Here is a 17939-nt window from a genome sequence, read left to right as displayed (position 1 = left end):
GAGCTACCTCCCACTAAGTAGCAGGTGGGACGCGCCTGAGTTGTCCTAACAACCGGCACAGCTCAGCTTCGACAAAGGGTTTGGTCAGACATGCACTCATGCCAGCGGCCAGATAGCTTTCCCGATCAGCTTGAAAGGCATTGGCGGTTAAGGCCAAGATCGGAACCTGGGCGCGGGCCGCGACGGCATGCTGGCGAATCGCCCGGGTTACTTCCAGCCCCGTTAAGCCGGGCATCTGAATGTCTAAAATGGCGACGTCATACGCCTGTTCCTGCAAGCGGGCCAGGGCCTGGGGGCCATTGTCTACGGCGTCCACCTGGACGCCCCAGTGTTCCAACATGACGGTCGCCAGCCATTGATTGACCAGGTTGTCTTCCGCCAGCAGCACGCGCAGGCCGCGCAGTTCCGGGTAGGTGATCTGTTCCGCCACGGGCGGTACGGGCGCGACCGTGGCACGGGGAAAGGACAACGTAAAGAAAAAGGTGCTGCCCTGCTCCAAGGCGCTGCGTACTTCCAGTTCCCCCCCCATCTGACGCACCACCTGCTGGCTGATCGCTAACCCGAGGCCTACCCCCCCCCCGCGCAGGCGATCCTGTGCGGAGCTCACCTGCGTGAACGCCTCGAAAATCGCTTGCTGGTGCGGCGGCGCAATGCCAATCCCGGTGTCCGTTACCCAGAAGCGTAGCGTGAGCGTCGAGCGCGTATCTTCAACCACGTCCATCCCCAATTCGAGGTGGCCCTGCTCGGTGAACTTGATGGCATTGCTGAGCAAGTTCAACAGCACCTGGTGCAAGCGGTACGCATCCCCCAGCACGTGCGAATCGGCTACCGGCGCGGCGGTTAGGAGCAGGGGAAGTCCTTTCTCCTCGGCCAGCGCCGCCATCAGCTGTTGGGCTCCCTGTAAGGTAAAGGCTACGTCGAAGGGCTTCTCTTCGAATGATAGAGGCTGCGTGGTAATCTTGGCCATGTCCAGCACGTCATTGACCAGCGCCACCAAGTGCTGCCCAGCCCGCTGCATGGTATGCAGGTATTCGTGCTGGGCGGAAGTTAGTTCCGTTTTCGCCAGCAGCGTTGCCATGCCGAGCACCCCGTTCAGGGGCGTCCGGATTTCGTGGCTCATGCGGGAAAGGAACACTTCCTTGGCGCAGGCATTTGCTTCCGCCGCCTGCTGAGCTACTTTCAGCGCGGTGATATCGGTTTCGATGGTTAGCACTTCTACCGCCCCGTTCCCCCGCACCAGCGGCCGCTTGTCCACTTGCAAGTAACGCGTACCTGCGGGCAGTACAGCCAAGGTCTGTTCCACCTGGAAGGGTTGCTGGGTAGCCCGTACTTGCTGGTCCCAGGCCGCAACGTCCCGGAATGGTTCTGGGACTTCGCTCCCATGGGTTTCGCTGCCTGACGCAGGAACCGCTTCCTGCCGTGCGGCGGCATAGGCGGCGTTGGCAAAGGAAACCGTGCCGTCCACGGCCGCTACATACACCTTATTGGGCAGCGTATCCATGACTAAGCGCGTGAAGGCTTGCTGCTCGCGCATGAGCGCCTCGCTCTGGCGCTGGCGCTGCTCGGCGGCGTGACGCGCGGTGATATCCAGGCCCGAGTGAATCATGAACTGCAGGGCGCCATCCGGATGCAGCACGGGCCGGAAGCGACGAAGCCACTGCCGTGGTTGTGAGCCCTGCGATAGGGTCTCTTCCCACGTTACTTCCCGCTGCTGCTGGCGCGCCTCGTTAAAGGCGCGTTGCCGCTGCTGGGCGATGTGGGCCGGATAGTGCCGCCGCTGACAGGCCTGCAGGTTGGTTTTGCCTACTAGCCACTGCCGAATAACCGGATCCGGTTCTGCCGCCGGGTTGATGAACACGTAGCGAAAGTCCGCGTCGAGCACGGCGACTGCTTTGGGTAAGTGCGCCAGAATCGTTTCGAAGAAGCGTTTTTGCTCAGCGAGTTGGTGCGTTTGGCGCGTCGCGGCGGCGAGTTGTTGTTCGAGCACCCTACTGGTGGCTTCCGCGGCGGTGAGCGCCGCTTCCGCGTGCGCCCGTCGGGTTTGTTCCACGGCGAAGCGTGTCGCCCAACTCGCCGGGTCCGCGTTGGGTAAAGGGGTATCCATAGGCTTGGAAGGCAGGCGCGTAATGCTGTAGGTGACTGGTCTTGAGTAAAATAGAAAAGACTTCAGAAAACGTACCAAGATCAGCCAGGATCTTGCGCAGAAAGCAGTTGGCCGTTCCATAGCCTACTTACCTACAGCCAAGGCAGTATCCGGATTACCAGTCGGCTTGCCGCAGATACTCGGGTTGCAACAAGCGGATCCCCTGCGAGGAAATTGCTAGCAGGCCATCCTGCCGAAACTCACTCAAGGTTCGGCTCAACGACTCGGGCGCGATGCCAACCACAGCAGCGAGATCTTCGCGCGACACGCGAATACAGGAGGTTGCCTCATCGGCTCCCCCTTGGTGGTGCAGCCCTAACAGGGCGTTGGCGACGCGGCGACGCAGGGGCTGGTAGGCCATATCCAGCAATTGCTGCTCGCGGGCGCGTTTGCGACCTGCTAGCAGGCGAATGAATTGCTGGCTTACCTCGGGCAAGCGCACCCGTTGTAAAAAGTCAGCGGCCGGGATGTAGAACAGCACACAATCCTCTATCGCGACGGCGGACTCATGGTAGCACGCCTGTTCGAGCAGGGCCTTATAGCCGAAGAACTCGCCGGGTTGATAAAAGCTAGTAATGAGCTCTTTGCCAAAAGAAGTGGTCTTACTTGTTTTAATACGACCTGATTGGATGAAATACAATCGTTTGGGTTCGTCTCCCTCCCGATAGATACTGTGCCGACGCGTCACCAGATGCGGCGTACGATCCGTGACCAGCGAAGCTAAGGATCCCCCGACGGACACCGCCGCATGCCCGGTGGCCGTCGGTTCGGCCGCCAGCCGGTGAAAGCGGGTGAGACGCCCCACGATTGCTTGCAGGAGTTCCCCTGCAACGACTGGCAGGCAGAGATAATCATCGGCGCCGGCTTCCATGGCCCGCCGCATAGCGGTCCACGTCGCCGTCGGACCCAGGAGAATGAAGGGCGTCGCGGCCAGGGAAGCCGTACACCGAAACAAATGCAAGACGCCATAGCCATCCACGTCGGGCAACTCCGTGGCGCATAGGACCAAAGCCGGTTGGCGGTGCTTAGCGGATTCCATGCCGGGATATCCCTCGCCGAAAGAGACCACCTCGTACCCAGCTAAGCACAATAAAGACGTGATGGCGCGGCGCTGCTCCTCGTGCGGGTGCAGTAGGAGAAGCTGCATCACCTTAAAAGAAGGGAGTAGTTGTCTGCCAAATCCATCATTTTTTAGTAGTCCAGGAAACGGGTAGAAGCCGAGTTGATTTTCATCACTAAGCGCTTGATCAAAATCAAGACCAATTGTGACGCTAATCATAGTGCAAAACGGCTATATTCCGGAAGTTTGTGCCGCATTCACCACCCGAGATAAGGGCAAGGCCTCCTTACTGCTGGGGCGGTAGCGGCTACCGCCAGCAGGCGCAAAAAGCGATGGTGAACCAACGGCTTGCATAACCTCTAGCGCTTTGTCCTCCCGCTAGAGGACCCCAACTTGTTCAATAACTAACCTTATTCAAATCAGATGAAACACACGCTACTTGCTTTTGACACCGACTCCATGCCCGGCAAAGTCCGCCACACCCTGATGGGTCCTGACTACGGCTATACACACGTTCTAGAGACGACGGAGAAAGAGATGATCTTGTCCTTGCCAGTCAATGTCGTAGCGCATCTCACGAAAAGTCCGGCACAAGCGCTTGCGGATACCCAGGCGATTTGTCAAACCCTAGGCATTGCCTTAAAGAAGTGCGTCGTTCTGGAGGTGACCGAGTCGCTTGCTGTACCTGCGGTTAGCTAGCAAAAGGGTCTTGCCCAACTTTTAGGGGTCGGGCAGTAGAGCGGCGAGCCGGACTCCTGCCACGAGTGAGCGCCGGCAGGTGAGCCCGCCCCCGAGGGGTTGCCTGCCGAGCGGCCTATCACCTAGAACATGCCGCGCCCTATGCGCATGGGCTGTTGGCTTTGGCCAACGAGTACCCGCAAAAAAGGCGCCTCTAACCCGCTACTTCGATCTGCAAGACGGATTGAGGCAGCTTTTAACACGTATCTAGGTGCTAGTACACAGAAAAGCCCTCGCTACTTGGCGAGGGCTTTTCTGTGTACTAGCACCTAGATACGTGTCATCCAACCGCTCGCTTCGACGTTCAGATCTGGCGCGAGCACTGCTGTTATTCAGGATGTAGAATGGTTGTCCTCCTTTAATTGTACAACTCATCCTGCCTAAACAGGGGCATTAGGAAGGCGTAAAACCACCCGAAAACAGTTTAAAAAACTTGTTCAGTGCTCCGAGTATAAGCTTCGCCTCTACTCGATGAGAAAGTTGTACTCTAAAGATTGAAGATCGACTATGCCCGCATATTCATTCGTGACCAGCACCCGGAATTCCACTTAGATCCCTGACCAAGCTAAGTGCACGCATCTACCAAGAGAGCCTGTGTTGTCCTGAAAAAGTGAAGACGAGACCAATGCTCCCCTAGCTGGCTCAGTTAGGCAAATGCAGATATGACGAGGCAGGCTATACGCCTTCGAGCGAAAGCCGCTCGAAGGCTAAGCCGATATATTCTGGGGTCAGCACTTTGCCTTTGCGGTCGTTCCAGGCTCCGACAGCCTGCACCAGCGAGGGCACATCGTGTGCTTCGCGGGCATCAAGTAGGTAATCAACGGTGGCCAGCAGTTCCATACCGAGGGGCGACTCGAAGCCTTCGATGAGTTGAGTAAGATGGGCTACTTGCTCCTTCTGCTGGTTGGTGAGATGTTGCGCCATATAGGCATCAATCTCTGGGAATTTCTCTTCCATCAGCGTCAGTTCCGCAAAGGGCTTGGCTTCCTTGTAGGCCATCCCGCGCAGGTAGGCACCATCCATACGCTGGAGCACGAAGCTAAGGTTATGGGCAAAGGGGCCATATTGGGCCTTCTCGAACTTCAGCTTGAGAGGCTCGCCCAGACGCTGGAGAAAGTAAGCCAGCTTCTGCACTTCAATCAGGCTGAGACTGTAGCCGAGCGATGAATAAGCCCGCATAGCGGCCAGCAGCATAGCGCGGGAAGGAGTCAGCTTTTGGGCGTCGGCGGTGGGTTGGCGTTCCCGCTTGGAAACCGTATCGGAAGGCTCGTAGAGGTAGATGGGAATCGTAACCTCGGCAAGGGACTGCTCGATGATGGGCCGCACCTGGTTCCAATTTAGCCCCCCATTGCCGCAGCCCAGGGGTGGCATGGCTACCGAGGTGATGCCATGCTCCGCCATGACACGCTTCAGGTCTGCGAGGCCTTCAGTGATGTACTCGATACGGGAGCGTTCCTTCCAGTGCCGCTTGGTGGGAAAGTTGATAATGAAGCGCGGACTAACCAGCTCGTGGGTTTCGGTGACGAACATTTCGCCTACGCGGACACGCTGTTCCTTACAAGCTTGGCGGTAGAGACGGTAGTTGAGGTCGAAGGCCTCCTTGAACTGCAAGGCAATGCCTTTCCCCATTACCCCCTCCGTATTGACGGTGTTGATAAGGGCATCGACGGATGCTTGCAACAAATTTCCTTCTGCTTTCAGTAACATGAGGATGGGAATGAGCTTATTCGTAGTACCAATCTTTGACTACAGCCACGGGCAGTATTAAGCCAGCCTGATAAACCATTTGCTCAACCTGGGTGCGAATATGCTCAGTGAAAACACCAATTCCAACCAAAGCATTCACAGGCACAAAGTTGTGTACCAATAATTCAGCTTGTTTATGTCGTTGAAGATGAGGGTTCTGAATAGTTGATTTCCACATCGGTTTTGCATAAATATCAGCCCATTCCAATGATGCAAGGTCGGCAGGGTCGGTATAATATTGGTCGTCGGTGGTAAGTATGTCGTAAGCGTGACCGGCCGTAAAAACAAAGGGTATATCCAATTGCTGAAGGTGTTGGACATGGCTGACAAGGTATATAATGTCGGCTTGGGGGCTGTGTTTGCTGATGCGAAACAACATAGGGCCACGTGGGCCCAAGTAAAACGGCACGTAGTCGTTTAGGACGCCACCTGGGGGAACGGGTACCACTCGGTTTCCCCGGCGGCTGGTCAGGTCAGCGTCGCCAATATTACGGTAATTAGTGACTGGTGGGGCAGAGTGGTTGCGACAAAACAAACCATACTGCAATGTAGTCAGGAGATTATCGAGGTGGGTTATCCGGTAGATGCGAGTGGGAATCGGCTGAAGCATGAACTGCCCTGGATTAAGAAAGCTACTATTATAACTAATAAAGCTCTGGCAGATACTCGTACATGCTACATAAGCGTGATTTTACAATCCGTGAACAAGAAGCACAACGAGATTGACAAGTCTGCTGAGTCAGCAGCCCGTAGTTGGCTTACTCGTGCACTCGGATCGAGGTAGTCAGCACTGCGGCAGTACCTCTAACGCTGCGCTCGTAGAATCGAGGTGGGGGATGCTACAATAATGCCCAAGTTGAGAGCCGGAAACTCGCGAGTGGCCCATATTTATCAACTTAGCCGGTGCTCAGGTCAGCATTACGGACGACTTTGACTGCTACACTCACCAACGGCTACATTCCTGCATTGCCTATTAACTACTTTATAATGCTCATTAACTTTTTTAACAACAACCTAAACTATTCCGCGCAATTAGACCACCTCAAGTTTACTTCATAATAATGATGATCTATCAAAATTATGTAATCAGAAGTAGCCATTAGCGTTGATAGGTATCTATAACTCGCTGCTTATCCTTGTACTTAAGAAGATATAAATTTCTATTAGTTCGTCTTATTTAACTGTTTGTACTTGATTTAATACTTCTCCCAAGTCGTTTCGACAATCTGGGCGGCTTAGAAGATGATCAAACAAGTCTAACGCTTTCTTACTTCCCTGATTATTCATTCCTTGATGTGACAAGCTCGTATAGGCTTCAATAAGTATTTCTAAGCCTTTTTTCGCAGGCCAATACGTTTGGTCAACTGGAATCTGGTTGAAGAGCACCTGTAGTACTTCTACGCACTGAGCTGGATAATTATGGACACTCTTCGCCAAATACTCTATTAGAAAATGATCTCGATCGAATTCCGTGGCACATACTTCCAAATAGGATCCTATTAATGGGAAGATAAGATTAAAGTCTTCGGCTGGAAGATGGATAAAGGTAGAATCATAGGCGCGTCGGAGCTTTTCACCAGGTGCAGGAGTAAGGAAGAGTGTAAATCCTTCATAGAAAATATGCTTATCTGGCCAGTTCCCGTGTTCATACCCATCCATAAGCAATTCCAAAGAAGTTGCACGGAGTTCAGGATCAACCTCCCATAAGGTATTCAGCAACTCTCGGGCGCCAGGTTGTTGATGCCCCCATGCTACTGTCAGAAGTTGTGTGATTGGTTTATACGCCTGCGGGCAGGACATAGCTTGTTTAAGAAGCGCCAATACGGCTTCGTAATCGCGCCAAATTAAGTATTGTAGGGACCACAACCCGGGTTCGAATAAGGCGTAGTCAGTGCCGACTAGATCTGAGAGCAAACTGAGGGTTTGTTGAGGAGATACCTTAGCATTCAATAACATAGCTAAGTAGTGCACGGCTCCTGCTCGAACATAGCGAGACCCTTCCGCCGCTACTAATTGTAACGTAGCTAGAACTTCTGGCAGGACGCTAGCAGGTATTGTTTCACTAAGTATATGATAAGCTGCATTGCCACCTTTAGAGTTGAGGCCAGCCATCAGCAACGTTATTCCATCACCAGATACAGTGGTAGAAGAATCTAAATTGGCTCGGATAACAGTGAGGTTCTTCCGGATCTCATCCGGGTCAACTTCTGGTTTCTTGCCTGTTATTTTAGCTATGGCTGTACGGCGCAAGTTCTGAACGGCTTCGCCCGTAAGCAGATGCCGTTGGTGGGCTTGTTCAATCAAAGGGGATGCTACTTCAGGAGATACTTCATTCAATGCCGATAGCAGCCGAGGAACGCTTTCGTCTTGATGTTCAATTAGGTATTTTAACAAAGGGACATAACCCACTGGATTTGCTTTCACCAGCTCTGCTAGGTGTCGACAAAGACCCTTATACGTTCCTGCTTCCTCCCAGAAGCGATCTTCTTTCTTACGGTACTTGCGTAAGGCTTGTAACCAATTACTAGAGCCTAATACCTCCACCTTCCACGACAAAGCAGGGGAAGGATCACTCACCTGAGTGACTTTTTCCCTGGCACTAGGTTTATAAAGAGGCACCTTTGTCCAGCGGCGCTGTAGCTGTTGACTTAATTGCAAAAGTGCGGGAAAGCTTATCAGCCGAGCAGGCGTCAAAGCAACTAGATAAGGTAGAACAGCTTTGCCAAAATTATTACGTCGTATTCTACGTCCGGAGTGCTCATAAACCTCTTCATCCACTAAAACTGAGCGACTGCTTAGGGTAGCTGCTAAAGCCATACGTTGCTCATATGTAGCACTATCCCATATAGCAGGTAGTATTTGGGAGGTTAAATAGCCAAGGTATGTATAGGCAACAGTCGTAAACCAGCCTAGTTTTGTGAAAAGCTTGATAGCATCCTCCCTGAAGTCTGTGGGGTGCGTACTAATAGCAATCAACGCAAGTTCTACCAATACTTTCGTGCGACTATTCGCCCACTTTCTTATTAGTTGCCTGTAGGGCTCCGCTTGCCATTGTGTTGGATCAAGTATATGCTTCCGCAGGTAATGGCAGATTGCCTCTGGCGCATTATGCGGTGTATCACTTTCCCTGTATCTCCGTTCTAAGAAGAATGGCTGGGGAAATAGAAGGTATTTTCTGGATTGATCCCATTTCGCAAATTCCCGGTAACGGTTTTCTTGTTTAATCCATGTGCGTAGCAGCTTATTACTGAGTTTTACTCCTACGGCTGGCGCTGTTTCATATAATTTTTCTACTATCTCCGCTTGAATGTGGTCATCTTGGTGAGCATTATGGCCGTGTGGAGTAGGCCAAAGGGCTAATTCTTGATACACCTTAGTAGCCGTCCAGTCTGGTAAGGATTCAGTTGCATCTACTAGTATGTGCCAGAATCGAAATTGCTGCGCCGCTGATAAAGGGCGAACAAAGGTTGCATCAAAAAGAGGAATAAACAGTGGTATATTGAACTGCTTCAGACTTCCCAATAACCAGATGATCCACTCACTTCGATGTGGACTAACTGGAAATGAGCTAATATGCTGGAGAGCTACTGCAGGCATCTGATTAACTAGATTCCAAAATAAGGCTCTGCCGATATGCGCTTCGTTCAGCACTGTCAATGTAGGTACTAATGCTTCAAATACTGGAGAGGCAGCTAACCATGTTACCCACTCCTTGGTACGTGCAGCCTCGATAAAAGGCAATTGCAGGACTTTATCTGGTAGGATCAGGTGAGCAACCAACTCTCGCTCGCTCACTGTTGGCGAGAGCTGCGAAGCGACATGCTGGAGCAGCAATAGCTTAATATGAAACCGACAGTGTGGCGAGGTAAGTAGTTGCTCAAGTGCCGTTGCATAGCTGATCGGATTTTCGTTGCGTAAATAGAGCAACACTTGTTGGATCAACGAGCGCTGAAATAGCCCTTGGTTAGAAGCTAGTACGAAGTTGTCCAACGACTGATCGGAGAGGACAAACTGACGAGCAAAGAGGTATTCAAAGAAGGTCTGGTGGAAGAAGCTGAGTTGTTGTGGACGTTGGCTGGTGAGAGCCAGTACCCCACGACTGCACAGGTAATCGCATACTTCTTTGTCCTGTTCTTGGTAACGAAATGCTGGCAGCGTTAAGGTTTGAGCCGTGTACATTGCTTCTGCCAACTGAGTTAAATAGTGTTTGACTCGAGTAGTCTCAATCGTAATGGGCAGCCGTTTACGACTCACTAAATAGTGATCGAAGAGAAGATGATATAACTCTTGTACGCTCGTGATAGATGCCCCAAAACGCGCTTCATCATCCAATGCGCAGTAAAGTGCTAGATGTAAAGGCACGCGAAGTAAGTCTAGCAAGGCAGGAGAAAGACTTGAAAAATCTTTGTGGACGGCAGTTGCTTGCAGTGTTTCTTTTACTTGAGCGTAACTGAGAGGGGAGAGTTCTACCCGTTGTGCCTGTTGAAAGGGTGCTAAGTCAGGATCATAGGTTAGATCGAATGTTCGGCAAGAGAGAACAAGTCGAACGTGTGATAGCTTGTATAACTCATTAAGCAATTCTGTATAACTTCTTAAAGGGCGAGGATCGGCTGATAAGCACAAGGATAGTGCGTCGAGTTGATCGATTAACACCACTGCTGGGCGTTCAACTGAGGCGACAGAAGCCAGTGCCTGCAATAGTGGATAATGCAAGCCGGCTGCCTGAATCTGAGTCAGCAATTCGCCTTTGGTATTCCCTTTTACTCGATCAGCCTTAAGACCTAACACGGGAAGATGGTGCTCCCGCAGTGCGAAGTAGACATCGCGCAATAACACCGTTTTACCTACACCGGCGCCACCAATCAGGATTTTGCTTTTCTGCTTTGCACTTGTCAGCTGAGGCTCATCTAGTGGTAACAGCGGAGATAATATCCAGTCTACGAGTTGAGTAACTTCTGGCCGAACAATGTGGTGAGGAGGTAATTGCCCAATGGTAGCAGGCTCGTTAGCGAGTGAGGAACTGGTCTGGTGAAGTTGCTCGAGTACTGCTGCTTGATTAGGAGAAACTACGAGCGGATGACCTTGGCGAAGTAGCTCTTGACGAATAGCTTCAGGAGTTAGTGTTCGTTGGCCAGCACCGGCTTGGAGAGCTAATACTATCAAGCTATTTTTAACGGCTTCTACATCCTCCACTCGAGGTTGGAGCCGAAGCATGAGGTTTTCCTCGATTAAATAAGCCGATTCTACCCGGAGCGATACTCGCTGTAAAAACCGTATAGTATCATCAAGAGATGCTTTGAACGTTTCTTTTAAATAAGTAGCGATAATTTCGAAAGCCTTCATGGGACCATGCCCCATATCCGCTGCAAGCGTGGCCAAATCGCTGGAATGAGCGCGCTCTATACAGTCCTCTAGATCTCTATCAATTGGTGTTTGGGATACTAATAGTAGGGTGGCATCATTATCAAATTGATATTGATTGAAGAAATCCGCTAGGATATGACGATCTCGAAGTTCTGCTGCATCCCAACTTCCCTTCCCATCCCGATACTTTAGACTCACATACTCAACGGAAGCGTCCTTATAATAAATAACTAGATCATCTATCGCACTCGGTTGAGGTGATTTTGATGAGGAATCACCAATAGCTGGTCTCGGAAGCAAATACTTATGTTCTTCTGGCCTCAGTGTAGCTACCTCATCCGTTACAATTGCGTGAGCAAAGCGGGAAGCAGTATATAACTGCTGGTATTGAACACCTGAGAGATTTGCTGAGCCTCCTTTTCGAGACATATTGTTGGTAGGTGAATGTTATCGTACCTAGTTACGTGCTAAGAATACTAGAGATGAGAGCTTTGTAGCGCCCTCTTTTCAACTTCAGAGAATGAGGAGTATTCTTTATTGCTATTTGGTTTCAAATGGACCATGCCACTTGATTTATTGGTGATTGATAACGACTCACTGCTTCCTTATCAGTAAGAAAATGCTTTTTGATAACTTTGGCACACCCGCTTGATTGGAATCACCCTTTTTGAGCCGGTTTTCGAGCTGTCCTTTTTGATAAAACGCTGCCGAAGGGCTTAGCATGTAAATCAGCCCTTTAGCAAGAAGTACACTAAGCTAAGTGGGGAGGCAAGCGAGCCCTTAGCGCTTCAGTAATCGGTGCACGGTCATGGGCAAGAAGAGTTGACCGCGGCGGGTGCGATAGCCGGCCATGTTTAACTCTTCCGCGATCTGATAGAGAGTGTAGCCTTGCGCGTGCAGCAAGCCCGCTAAGCGCGCGGCCTGCTTGCTGGGCTGATAGTCGCGGGCATTCTGTTGCCGGACCAGCAAGCCTTTCTCGGTGGCGGCATTCGTCATGTTGGCTGGCGTGCCCAGCACGGCGCCGCGTGCCTTCTTGGCGGCCAAGGCATCTTTGGTGCGCTTGGAAATCAGCTCGCGCTCATGCTGGGCAATCACGGCAAATAGCCCCACGGTAAGGGTATTGGCATCCGGCATGTCGCAGCACACGAAGCTGACGCCCGAGTCGCGCAAGGTTAAGATAAAGCCCGCGTTGCGGCTGAGTCGGTCGAGCTTGGCGATGAGCAGCGTACCCCCCTGCTCCCGGGCGGCGGCGAGTTGGGGCCGCTGGTTTTTGCTGCCACTTTCTACTTCCGTGAAGGCGGGCAGCAGCTGGGCAGGACTTGGCACGAAGGCCTGTACGGCGGCTTGCTGGGCTTCGAGGCCCAGGCCGGATTGGCCTTGGCGCAGGGTGGAAACGCGGTAGTAGGGCACGTAGCGGGTATTCATAGAGCCCGCAAGGTACAGCTTATAACATTTTCCAAACGAGCGTTTACAGTATGTAAAATATATACCTTGCCGGTAGTTTAGACTTTTGTACTCCATGGCTCTCGCTTCCATGATTAAGTTTTATACTCCTTATTACAGAGTTTCCACCCAGAAGCAGGGACAGTCAGGTTTGGGCCTCGAGGCCCAACAAGCCGCCGTGCGCGCTTTTGTGGTTGATCCTAGGCAGTTGCTGACGGAGTTTGTCGAAGTGGAGAGTGGCAAGAAGAACCAGCGGCCCCAACTCCTGGCGGCCATTGCCGAGGCGCGACGCACCGGCAGCACGCTACTCATCGCCAAGCTCGACCGGCTCTCGCGCAACGCCGGCTTTATCTTCGCCCTGCGCGACTCGGGCGTCGACTTCGTCTGCTGCGACATGCCCGACGCCAATACGCTCACGGTAGGCTTGTTCGCTGTCATTACTCAGCATGAGCGCGAAACCACCTCTAAGCGGACGAAGGATGCTTTGGCGGCTAAGAAAGCCCGCGGGGCGGAACTAGGCTCGCCGCAGAACTTTACCGCGGCGGTCATTGCCCAAGGACAGGCGGCCATGCAGCGCAACGCCCACCAGCATCCGTCCAATCAGCAGGCGGCACAGCTCGCGGAGCTGCTGCGGGATACTGGGCACACGCTCTGGCAAATTGCGGATAAGCTCAACGCTTCTGGCTATCGAACTCGAAGAGGGAATAAGTTTCAGGCTACCAGTGTATTACGGCTGTTACCTGCAAATGCTAAGTGAGCAATAAACAAAAAGGGAATAGCTATTCTCAAAAGCAATTTTTCTTGGTTGTGACTTATACTCATATATTTTCAAACATATTATATCAATAGTTACCGAATTCCCAATCAGCTTTGCAATTTATATAGTCACTGTAAAGCCATTTTATAGTATTTGTTTATGAGTTTTTAAAATAAATATTGTATAATTTAGCATAGTGCTAGCTTTAGTCAAACGTATCGAATAGTGCAAGCACTGCTATTGTCAGGTCTATTATTTGCCGTCTATCCTCCGAAATTAATCTGTTTTTTTGCGCCCTCAGCAAAGCATTATGAGCAATTGATTTATATACACAAGCTGGCTTTTTAACACAGAATTTCAAATTTCTCAAGGATGTAGTATTACCACTTTCAACGATTACCTTAGGAGATTCTACTAGCAGAGGTTTGATCTGAAGATTTGACAAAATTCTTTCTATTATTATTTCATCATTTCTGTTGAAAACAGGTTTATGGCTTGCCCTAATGAGAGCGTCAGTCAAATTTCTGGCTCCAATTTTTACATAGCTCATAGTAGATTGTAAAGACTTATGACCTAACCATTTACTAATTTCAAGGAGATTCATTCCCCTCTCATACAATTCTGTAGCAACAGTTGCTCTTGCCCGATGACTTGTTATACGGCCTTTAAAGTCATACTCACTAACACCTGCTTTGCGACATAACAAGGGAATAAGTACCTTATTCAAATAACCTTTACTTATTAGCCTCCCATTATAAGAGAACAGATAATTTACTAATCTTTTAGACAAGTAGTCTTCCTGTTTGTCCGTCGAAGGCCTGTATTTTTGCCATATTATAACATTTTTGTAGATGGAATGAACCGGTTTCTCAAATGATGCGCCCGATTTATTATCTGGAACGCATATCATGCAAACTGGAACCGGTAGACTGTCATTTTTTTCTTTGAATTCTGCAGAAATAAGTCGTACGCAACCTACTTCCAAACGTCTGATTTCATCACTTCGCATACCGCTATGTACCCACAAATCTGCTAATGCACGTACCATTGATAACGGATAACTTATCATTTTTTTGCGCCTTCCTTGTTTTCCACCTCCTGGGTAATCTTTAAAACCAAGCAGGTCTTGCTCAGTTAATGATGCTGCGGCAGTAACTAGTTTTTCCCAAATTTCTTTTTGTATAACACGTGGATCTGTCTCAATTAATCTCAGTATATGCTTTGGCAACTCGAGTGAGTTATTAAAATTAAATTTTTGATTAATATAAATATTATCTTGACAAAATGCTAAGAAATGGCCAATAGTATTAACTATTGCGAGTTGCGAGGCTGGTTTTAATGGTTTTCCAAAATTTTTCGCACGCGAACGATTAGGATTTCCCCACTGACCACTACGCATGTTTATCACCTCATTTCTAAATGATCTTGCCATTTGGGGTGTCCACTGATGTGGCTCAGCGGTGGCGGGATACGTACTGGCAGCCCAACGTGCTGCCTTCTCAAGGTGGCCTCTATATTGAGCTTTAGTTGTGGCCAGAGCATCAGACTGCTCGATATACTGTTCAATCAATAAAATCCAATTTGCTGAAACGGTGTCATCTACTCTGGCTCTTTCGACAGGCGTATCTTGCTGAATACTCCCCTCAAAGGAAGGTATTTTTAAATTGTAAAGAGCCTGTAAAACAAGATCACAAGCATATTTTAAGCGTTTAAATTCCAATGATTTTATAGATACTTGTTTCAGTATGGACGGAGTCAGTTGCTCTAAGGTCGGCTGACGATTAAGTAGCAGAGCCATGCAAATGCAAGTCCGTATCCCTGATATATTCTCTTCTGTCTTACCAACACGCTTTAACTCAGCTCTTATTTTTATGATAGCATTTTCTATTTCATCATCACCAAAAATCCGTCTTGCAGCTACAACAATCGCCGATTGACAATTAGAAGCTAAATGATGAATTGGAATTTCTCCTAGCAGATAAACCAAGGCTATAATATATGGTCTCAATTGCATACTGCTTACGCCACGTTCCGCCTGGAACTTACCGTATCGACGGGTGAATTCAGCTTGATCTGTGCACACAATTTCAAGCCAAATCTCTTTTGACCAACTCCAGAAAGAAGTTTGTCTCTCGTGCATTTCCTTGATTAACAAGGCACAACAGGCAAATGAATACTTCTCTCCCGGATCATTATAATTATAAAAACTGAACGCATTTTTAATAGGATGCACTAAACGTTCTAAACCCTGCAAATCAAAACCACGAGCGGCTACGCGTCTTAAAGGTTCGGTCGGGGGATATTCAATCCACTTAGCGAGCGAAGTCTTTTCTCTCGAACTTAATGCTTTATCACGCTGAAATTGAAGTAAACTCGAATTCCATTTCCATGTTACTGCTTGCATCGTCATAACTGTGGCTGTTACATATTTTACAATGAGCCGAAAAAGCGAATCATTTGAGCGAATCCCTCATCTGAACTTAAATGAATATATCGGTTTGTAGTTTCCGGGTCTTGATGGCCAGCATGATTAGAGATATCCTCACGAACAACGCCTTGTTTCGCTAGGTACGTTAACCGCATATGACGCAGCGTATGAGGCGTAAAGCAGGGTAAACCTGCTTGTCTAGCTGCCTTTCTAAAGGCCATTGTCCACGTCCAATATGTTATCTTTTGCGCTTTATTTCGGCGTGATTCTGATAGAAATAAGGCTTTGCTTCTTGTTTTTGCCTTACAACGAACTTTTAAGTACTCTTCCAGTCGTTCTTTTGTATAAGCAGTAAAGCTTACTCTTCTTTCACGTTGCGTTTTAGATTTCTTTTGTCTGATACGCACCTGCTGCATAGTCATATCTATATCCTGTACACGCAATGAGCATAGCTCTGCTCGGCGCAAGGCTCCATCATAGCTCAGCGCAAACATTATCCTATTGCGTAATGATTGCTGATCCATCACGTCAGCCATAGCAAACCATTCTTCTTCGCTTGGAATCCACACCGCCTTGGAATCATTTGTTTCTCCCCGTTGTGCTCTTCGTGATCCTTTTCTCTTGGATTCACGTTTGCGTACTGGGTTGGGTTTATCGCGGATAGTTTCTCCGAGAAAATCATAGTAAGATCTTAATGAATTTCTTACTTGAACCTTGCTGCTTTCACAATAGCCATATTTAATTTTTCCATGGCGTATAATGCGACGATTAGCAAGGCTTTTCATGTAAAGTGCGATATGTTCGGATGTCACACTTTCGTGTTCTATATTATTTTTTTGACAAAAACGCAAATAATCTTGTAACGCATATACATGTCTTTTGATAGTGTTTTGAGCTTGCTCATCGTCAAGTAACGCTGTTAGCCATCTTAACGCGAAAGAATACTTCGCTAGAAACTTAAAACGCTCTTTTAAGTCCTTGCTTGTCTTTAAGTCCTTTCTTGTCTTCAAGCCCTTTCTTACCTTTATGATCATGCTTATATTTTATAGATTTACGGTGAAAATGTAGCAATAAATAATTTATATAACACAAATTTATTACAATAAAATAATTAGATAGGTAAAAAATACCCTTTTATTGTTGTATCATGGGAACAGTGTAATAAATCATTTGCACTGAATTTTATATAGATAACCTACTGTTGTTTGATTAAGTACTTAATGCAGAACTGCTAAAACGATTTTATGCTTTTACCACCGACAGATAGCCAAAGTAGGTGACATTTCGCTCAGTGAGTGAATATTTATAATCGGATATTTATTTTTGCATGAATTTGACAATCCTCCTATTGATATCTAGGCAGCAGTTTTGAATTATTGAGTTGCGAGCTTAATGGACAATAATAAAATCATTATGGCTAAATAGTTTTAGCAGGGCATGTATCGGCGGTAATGCTCACCAGTGAAGAATTTTATGCACACTGGTACATGGCCTGTAAACCTTGGTAGGTCTACCATTCGTCCGCGTAATACTAGGTAACTGTGCAATGGTGTGTCAGCAACGCCCATTATAAGCGTTTCGCCGTGGCTTATCACCAGCCCGCTAGCACCTAGGTTACAAGCCGACGCATGCCACGGCTAGCCAGAACTAGATTTTCTGCTGCTTTCAGCTCCACAAACGTCCCCATTTCATCCTAATCCAACTCTTTTACGCGCTAGAAAAGCGCGCAGGCGTGCGCACTATATTTTTGCTAACCTTAGCCACGGTCATGCGCGCCACGCCCGTGAGCCGGGCACTCGCCCGCTGAGAGACAAGTTCAAGCAAGGGATGCCTGGTTTGTGCGTACTGGACAACTCTGTTTGGAACTGTCGGCGCAAATACAGCTTGGTGGCGACTGGCCGTGCATAAGTGCTTTGTTGCGTCTTTACTGCTGCACTTACCGCAGGTTAAGACCCTTTGAATTGTGCCCTAAACTACTAAAAGCCACTTTTAGGCTACTATACATTTGAGTACCTAATAGAATGTATGAGAAGGGATCCCGAGCGGTAGAGTAAAATTTTTAGGCTGCGAATAGTACATTTTTACTTCCGCCACACCAAACTAACGCATTTTATACTTTTAAATGATTTCATGCTATAATAAACAGAATGTGTACAACTTGACAATATCACAATTTTTTTCATGTCAATTACTTGTTTTTCAGCTACTTATTTAACTAAATACTAATGTACATTACACACTCTACGTAGAGTGTGTAATG

At 48.7% G+C, this 17939-nt stretch carries 10 protein-coding genes; 2 read left to right on the top strand and 8 right to left on the bottom strand.

Going from position 1 to position 17939, the window contains the following annotated elements:
• Window positions 1-13: 13 nt before the first annotated feature.
• Together BXP70_RS26210 and BXP70_RS26205 are read right to left on the bottom strand one after the other, a co-directional pair.
• Entirely contained in the window at window positions 14-2104 is a 2091-nt protein-coding gene (locus BXP70_RS26210; protein ID WP_179197853.1) for a PAS domain-containing hybrid sensor histidine kinase/response regulator, read from the bottom strand.
• A 154-nt stretch (window positions 2105-2258) separates the two neighbouring features.
• A complete protein-coding gene (locus tag BXP70_RS26205) occupies window positions 2259-3290 on the bottom strand; it encodes a cyclic nucleotide-binding domain-containing protein (protein ID WP_086597107.1) in 1032 nt (343 codons plus the stop codon).
• Between the two features lie 336 nt (window positions 3291-3626).
• Here BXP70_RS26205 and BXP70_RS26200 point away from each other — a divergent pair, with 336 nt between their 5' ends.
• Window positions 3627-3902: a hypothetical protein gene (locus BXP70_RS26200; protein ID WP_086597092.1), complete on the top strand. Its 276-nt coding sequence runs from the start codon at window positions 3627-3629 to the stop codon at window positions 3900-3902.
• A 714-nt stretch (window positions 3903-4616) separates the two neighbouring features.
• Here BXP70_RS26200 and darG read toward each other — a convergent pair.
• The 4 genes from darG to BXP70_RS26180 all read right to left on the bottom strand — a co-directional run bounded on the left by darG (window position 4617) and on the right by BXP70_RS26180 (window position 12476).
• A complete protein-coding gene (gene darG, locus BXP70_RS26195; protein ID WP_086597091.1) occupies window positions 4617-5648 on the bottom strand; it encodes a type II toxin-antitoxin system antitoxin DNA ADP-ribosyl glycohydrolase DarG in 1032 nt (343 codons plus the stop codon).
• 16 nt (window positions 5649-5664) lie between these two features.
• Window positions 5665-6297: a type II toxin-antitoxin system toxin DNA ADP-ribosyl transferase DarT gene (gene darT, locus BXP70_RS26190; RefSeq protein ID WP_086597090.1), complete on the bottom strand. Its 633-nt coding sequence runs from the start codon at window positions 6295-6297 to the stop codon at window positions 5665-5667.
• A gap of 563 nt (window positions 6298-6860) precedes the next feature.
• A complete protein-coding gene (locus tag BXP70_RS26185; protein ID WP_086597089.1) occupies window positions 6861-11480 on the bottom strand; it encodes an NACHT domain-containing protein in 4620 nt (1539 codons plus the stop codon).
• 351 nt (window positions 11481-11831) lie between these two features.
• A complete protein-coding gene (locus BXP70_RS26180; RefSeq protein ID WP_086597088.1) occupies window positions 11832-12476 on the bottom strand; it encodes a recombinase family protein in 645 nt (214 codons plus the stop codon).
• 94 nt (window positions 12477-12570) lie between these two features.
• Here BXP70_RS26180 and BXP70_RS26175 point away from each other — a divergent pair, with 94 nt between their 5' ends.
• Window positions 12571-13251: a recombinase family protein gene (locus tag BXP70_RS26175; RefSeq protein ID WP_086597087.1), complete on the top strand. Its 681-nt coding sequence runs from the start codon at window positions 12571-12573 to the stop codon at window positions 13249-13251.
• Between the two features lie 205 nt (window positions 13252-13456).
• On the opposite strand, the gene BXP70_RS26170 is transcribed toward BXP70_RS26175, so the two are convergent.
• Together BXP70_RS26170 and BXP70_RS26165 are read right to left on the bottom strand one after the other, a co-directional pair.
• On the bottom strand, window positions 13457-15661 hold the full coding sequence (locus BXP70_RS26170) for a tyrosine-type recombinase/integrase (protein WP_086597086.1): 2205 nt from the start codon (window positions 15659-15661) through the stop codon (window positions 13457-13459).
• Window positions 15662-15681: 20 nt separating this feature from the next.
• Window positions 15682-16713, bottom strand: a complete 1032-nt coding sequence (locus tag BXP70_RS26165) for a tyrosine-type recombinase/integrase (RefSeq protein ID WP_086597085.1) — start codon at window positions 16711-16713, stop codon at window positions 15682-15684.
• Window positions 16714-17939 lie beyond the last annotated feature (1226 nt).

The sequence above is a fragment of the Hymenobacter crusticola genome (genome assembly GCF_002154225.1).
Lineage (GTDB): Bacteria > Bacteroidota > Bacteroidia > Cytophagales > Hymenobacteraceae > Hymenobacter > Hymenobacter crusticola.
The sequence above is the reverse complement of the archived record's forward strand: the minus strand, read 5'-3'. Positions and strand labels throughout refer to the sequence as shown.